The organism is Chamaesiphon sp. GL140_3_metabinner_50, from assembly GCF_025361915.1.
Taxonomy (GTDB): Bacteria; Cyanobacteriota; Cyanobacteriia; order Cyanobacteriales; family Chamaesiphonaceae; genus Chamaesiphon.
Map to the genome: position 1 here is coordinate 1 of NZ_JANYJC010000133.1, position 5359 is coordinate 5359.

Annotated in this window: 7 protein-coding genes; 2 read left to right on the forward strand and 5 right to left on the reverse strand. The window is 45.4% G+C overall.

Translation table 11 applies throughout. The annotated features are described in order from the left end of the window. Window positions 1-123 precede the first annotated feature (123 nt). From Q0R35_RS07105 to Q0R35_RS07115, 3 genes are read right to left on the reverse strand one after another with little or no spacing between them, the layout of a single operon-like run. The gene (locus Q0R35_RS07105; protein WP_295615400.1) at window positions 124-687 is read right to left on the reverse strand and encodes a zeta toxin family protein; all 564 of its coding nucleotides are present in this window, start codon (window positions 685-687) and stop codon (window positions 124-126) included. Window positions 688-690: 3 nt separating this feature from the next. Next, window positions 691-945, reverse strand: a complete 255-nt coding sequence (locus Q0R35_RS07110; RefSeq protein ID WP_295615401.1) for a hypothetical protein — start codon at window positions 943-945, stop codon at window positions 691-693. A gap of 17 nt (window positions 946-962) precedes the next feature. Then, complete coding sequence (locus Q0R35_RS07115; RefSeq protein ID WP_295615402.1) at window positions 963-1229, reverse strand: type II toxin-antitoxin system Phd/YefM family antitoxin; 267 nt, start codon at window positions 1227-1229, stop codon at window positions 963-965. A 78-nt stretch (window positions 1230-1307) separates the two neighbouring features. Here Q0R35_RS07115 and Q0R35_RS07120 point away from each other — a divergent pair, with 78 nt between their 5' ends. Continuing rightward, window positions 1308-1451 (forward strand): hypothetical protein, encoded by a 144-nt coding sequence (locus Q0R35_RS07120; RefSeq protein WP_295615403.1) that lies wholly within the window; start codon window positions 1308-1310, stop codon window positions 1449-1451. Window positions 1452-1518: 67 nt separating this feature from the next. After that, entirely contained in the window at window positions 1519-2829 is a 1311-nt protein-coding gene (locus Q0R35_RS07125; RefSeq protein WP_295615405.1) for a calcium-binding protein, read from the forward strand. A 105-nt stretch (window positions 2830-2934) separates the two neighbouring features. Here Q0R35_RS07125 and Q0R35_RS07130 read toward each other — a convergent pair whose 3' ends face one another. Together Q0R35_RS07130 and Q0R35_RS07135 are read right to left on the reverse strand one after the other, a co-directional pair. After that, window positions 2935-3693: a metallophosphoesterase family protein gene (locus Q0R35_RS07130; protein WP_295615407.1), complete on the reverse strand. Its 759-nt coding sequence runs from the start codon at window positions 3691-3693 to the stop codon at window positions 2935-2937. A 529-nt stretch (window positions 3694-4222) separates the two neighbouring features. Then, window positions 4223-5359, reverse strand: a 1137-nt coding sequence (locus tag Q0R35_RS07135; RefSeq protein ID WP_295615409.1) for a PP2C family serine/threonine-protein phosphatase, incomplete at its 5' end; no start/stop codon positions are given.

Genomic DNA, 5359 nt, shown 5'->3' on the forward strand with positions numbered 1-5359 from the left:
TAAAGAGAAAGAACCTTCTAGTATCGGTTAATTTAGTTTAAAATAAAAAAGCTCCCCGACTTCTTCAAGAAGTCGGGGAGCTTTTTTAGATGCGAGGGTTTCTACAGATCGATTGCGTTGTTTCTAAAGATTTAGATTTGCTTTTGATAACCAGCTCGGCAATTCTGGTACATAAACCACCGCTCGATCTCTTTCAATCGTAGCCAATAGCTGATGACCAGCACTCGTTGAATTATCATAGAGAATTAATGTATCGACAATTTTGGCTGCTTTATTCAAATTAGCCAAGCTACGTTCGTACCGACGCAAAATATCCGATCTAGGCACATTATGACCGCCTAATTTGACACGACTTTGAACTCGTTGAATATTGGTAGTTGGTTGGTTAATTCCAATATAACTTAGTCTGACAAGCCAGCCCAATGCTTTGACTTCACGCATTAAATTGAGATAGGTATTACCTGCCAGCGTTGTTTCAACAATAAAGCTATCATTCGATCGAATATACGATCGTGCTAACTCAATCGCTTTTCTGCCAGCAGCTAAAGCAGCAGACTCAGGCTGTTCGGGTGCAATCTCACGGGCAATGGCATCAGGATCTATAACTGGAATATTATCGGGGAAAAGTTTTGTTAGGGTAGATTTTCCAGATCCATTTGCCCCTGCAATGACCATCAATTCTGGCATGATTTAAACAAGCTCGCCCAAAATTTCTTCACGACCATCATCCCGCAACCGATACTCAAACTTTCGCCCATCAGCTTCTTCACGAACTAATGTTTGTCCAATTTCATAGTAAATTGGCTGCCCCATTGCTTTGAGACGGGCGATATCCGCTGAAACTTGTTTTGTTCCAGCCGCTGCCATTTTCTTTGCTCTTACCGCAATATCTTCACCAGGGATGATATCAAGATCGGTATCTAGTTGAGGTTTAATATAAGTCATAATATTTTCTCCTTAACCTAAAGTGCCTCTAGAGCTGGAATAGCGACAACTGCTTCTCCTGCGGCTAGCTCGTCTAGTCCTTTTCTAATGCCAGCAGTTGTCTCAAGATACTCAATGCGATCGAGTAGCTGCTGATAACCTTCAGCACTTTGGACGACTAGCTCGGATACTCCATTAAGAGTAAGGACTAGTGGTGACTTTGTGCCTTTGAGTCGCTCGATAAAACTGGCAGTATTACGCTTGAAATTAGAAAGAGAGTTGATATCTCGATGGAGATCTAGCATAAAATTTGCATCATATATCATGCTTATATGATGCCATAGTAATTCGATCGATGTCACATTCGATCGAATCAGGTTTGAATGGCAAATCTTCAAAAATACTATGCAACCGATCGAATCGATCGAGATAATTTGCTAGGGAGTGTGGAAGAGATTGCTGAAGGACAAAAAATGCGATGGGTAAATATTGACGATCGACGGATTGACAATTTACGACAAAAGTGAGATGCTGTGCGACAACTATGAAAAGTTCATAGCCAACTCAATCTACTACATCTAGGAGAATTTTTACATGGTCGCCAGAAATTTTCGGGGCATTACTTACAGTGTGATAACAGCTACAGCAAACAGCCAAACCATAAATGGTACGACTAAGCCAGACTGGATCGAGGTTTTGGGTGGTAACAATATTGTTACTACAGGTAACGGCAATGATGTCGTCTTGGCTGGAGTTAATTTCTTGTTTACTCGCACAGACCCTCCTTTTGGTGGCGAAGCAATTTCCTGGGGTTCCCGCACTGATGCTGGGAATAACACGATTATAACTGGTGATGGTAATGACTATGTAGCTGCTGGTCTTGGTGGCAATGATGTGGTCGATCTCGGCACAGGCGACGATATTTTTGATGGTGCCGTTGTTGATATATCTGGCAAAACGGGCAATGACATTATCAATGCTGGAGCCGGAAACGATATTATCTATGCTTGGGGTGCTGGCAACAAAACAATTAATGGCGGAACTGGCAACGACACTATTAGCGTACGGGGTTTTGGCAACACAATCATTAATGGCGGAGAGGGAAACGATCGGATTGAAATAATTGATGGCGCACAGTTGAGTAATGTTAAAGGTGGTGTCGATCGACATTTTATCTCCGCAGGGGTAGGCGATGATATTATTATTGTGAGCAGTGAAGACGATATTTTTACCGTTGATGCTGGTTCCGGCAACGATTTTATGGATATCGGAAGCAGCAACGGAACTTTTGATGCTGGTGACGGTAATGATGATATTTTTGCACTATTGGCAAATCAGAATAAGATCTCAGCCGGAGCAGGTAACGATCTAATCGTTCTTGATGCTAGTGCTTCTACAGGTAATGTCGTTTTTGGAGGTACTGGAGACGATACCATTGTCACTATCCCGATTTTTGGATTCGATCCTGATGGCCCTGCGCTTGGTCAGCATGAAATTCATGGTGGAGCGGGTAACGATACGATCTTCTCTGGGATCGGGAATGACACTATTTATGATGATGCAGGTGATGACATAATTAACCTCCGAGGTGGTTTTGTTAACTTACGGGGGCAATTAATTACTAGCGATTATTCTGGTGACTTTGGTGGCTCAACTAAGCTAGAAGTTATCGGTGGTGGAATTGATACTCTTTATCTTGGTGCAGGTAAAGATACTGTGATGTTGGGGAAAGAAGGAAAGGCGACTATTTATGGATTTACTGCCATCGACAAGTTGGATCTTGGTGGGCTTGGTGTGACGCTCAGTCGCAATCTCCAAGGCGATACGCTAGTTACAACCAATGATAGTCAACAGCTCCAATTAGCAACCCTAGTAGGCTATGGGGGTCAAGTGAGCATCATTTAAACCTTTGCTAAACCCCGCCCCGATCGGGGTTTGAGTTAGAGCGAATTGCTGTTTCAGCCTATTGAGGTGATTCGATCTAAATTTACGATCGGGTCGATATTTAGATTAAAGTTTAACTCGACTTGGTTCGACTAATTTGGCGATGCGATCGAGTGGTTGTTTGCGTTTTTTGCCTGAAAATACATTGACTTGATAAACCATTGCATTGGTAATATCTAGAGCTGTCATCCAGCCACTTTTACGATGATAAGCTCCGGTTTCAATATTCAGCCAGCCGGGGCCTTGTGCGACTTCGCCGGGACGAACGCCTGGGAGGGTAAAGGTAATTGTATGTCCGGTAATAATAATTTTATCGGGGAAGTAGGGAAATTGATTGCTCAAGAATTTCTCTCTAATCCAGCAAAATTGGTCGTTATTTTGTTTGTCGATCGATTTAAAGGGATCGACACCAGCGTGAACTAAAAAGACATCGCCCAAATCTAGATAGGATGGCAAACTGGCAAACCAATCCATGTCTTCTGGTGGAATTCCGGCATCGCCATAACTTTCTAATGTGGTATCGCCGCCAGATGGTAGCCAATGACGCAATGCCATTTCGTCGATCGTGCCATTATTAAATGATGTGAGTAACATCACTTCGTGATTGCCCATCAAACAAGGGTAATCGCGTTCGCGAATCCATTTGACTACTTGGGCACTTTTAGGCCCGCGATCGATTACATCTCCCAGGAAATATACTTCATCTGCGGGAGATAGCTTACAAAAATCGATTAATTGACACATGCCATCAAAATGGCCGTGAACGTCACCAATGGCAATTTTTCGGGGTTGAGCGTTGTGCTTTTTTTGAAATAAATTAAACATAAAGATGTAAATGCGCTGGCGGATCCAGTCGATTGGCAACCGATAGGTCAGTCAGATGATATTGATAGTATGCACACTTTGGACGTAAATAGCTCAATTTCTCAACATTGGCTTTACCAAATTTTGGATCTAACTCCATCCTACTCGATCGCGATTGCTGGTCATGCCAAAAAGAGCGCGCGTACCGACAAGTCTGCTGGACTTCGTTTCGAGATCCCAATCCCCCCTAGCCCCCCTTTTTAAGGCTGCCGCGTACCGACAAGTATGGTTGACTTCATTTTGAGATCCCAATCCCCCCTAACCCCCCTTAAAAAGGGGGGAACCGGATCCGGAAGTCCCCCTTGAAAAGGGGGATTTAGGGGGATTCCCACTAATTGCGCTTCTCACCAGAAATGTGTATACACGGTAGCTTTTTAAGGGGGGAACCGGATCCGGTTCCCCCGTGATGTAAAAAACCGACAAGACAGGGGGATTTCTAGGGTTTTCGCTTCTATTCAAACTTGTCGGTACGCGCTCATTGGGAACGGGGCTAATGACGATCGACTTGCCGATTTAACGCCGCCTGTGGCGATTTGGGAGCTAGTTGCTCTCGCCAGGTGTCCACCAATTCTGGATGGAAGAAGGCAATGGCGATCGCGATTGCGGCTCCAAATCCCAGGGTTGTAGTCAGGAATAAAAACAAGTAAATGACGCGGTTGAATCTAAATTGTGGCTCTGGTTCTAGCTCGTCGGGTTCGGGATCGTCGGTATGGCGCGGCACTAGTTGGCTGCTGTAGATGTGGGAATCGGTTGCCGACACCTGACAAGACATCAGCACCAAAGAGATATTATCATCGCCATTTTGACGATGGGCTAGAGCCAGCCAAGATTGCACGGCTTCGGTGAGGGGCATTTCTGTCTGAAGAATTTGCTCGGCATAATCTTGCCAAGAACTCTCGACTAAATTGCGATCGCTCAAACCATCGGAACATAATAATAAAATCCCATCCTCGATCGCCATAAATCGCTGCACGGTGGGGTGAATTAGCTCTCCGGGCTTCATCCCTAAAGCTTGGGTTAAAGCCGCCGCATCGGGGCGATTAGCACTGTGCCAGGGCAGATCTCGACCTTGCTTAACTTCCCGCGTGGCGATATCATCATCGATCGTCAGGAGCTGACAGCGGTGGGGGGTAATCCAATACGCGCGACTATCGCCGACGTGGGCGATATAAATCTCGTGGGAATTGCCGACACTGTTGCGGTTGCGAATCCGCTGGTTGACTTGAATTGCCATTACCATCGTGGTACCCATCCGCCGCAGTTCTTCGCGTTTCTGGCTTTGATTTTGGGCGGTAATGGTATTATTGACTACTCGGACGATCGCGCTAATGGCGTTGCAAATCTGTTCGGGGGAGACTAGTTCGGAACTGTTGACGAGCGATTCAAATAGGGTTTGGGTTTGGATTTGTAAGAGTTTAACAGCCATCTGACTGGCAACTTCGCCGCCGTCATGTCCGGCAATGCCATCGCAAATAATCGCAATTTTACCACCTGTGGCATCGTGAGTGAGGTCGAGTGGGGTGGGGTAATAAGAGTCTTCGTTGTGCTGGTGGGTAGCTCCAGCATCGGTACCGCCTGCAATTTGCCACTGTAAGGGCAATTGCGCGGCGCGTTCGAGGGTAATTTT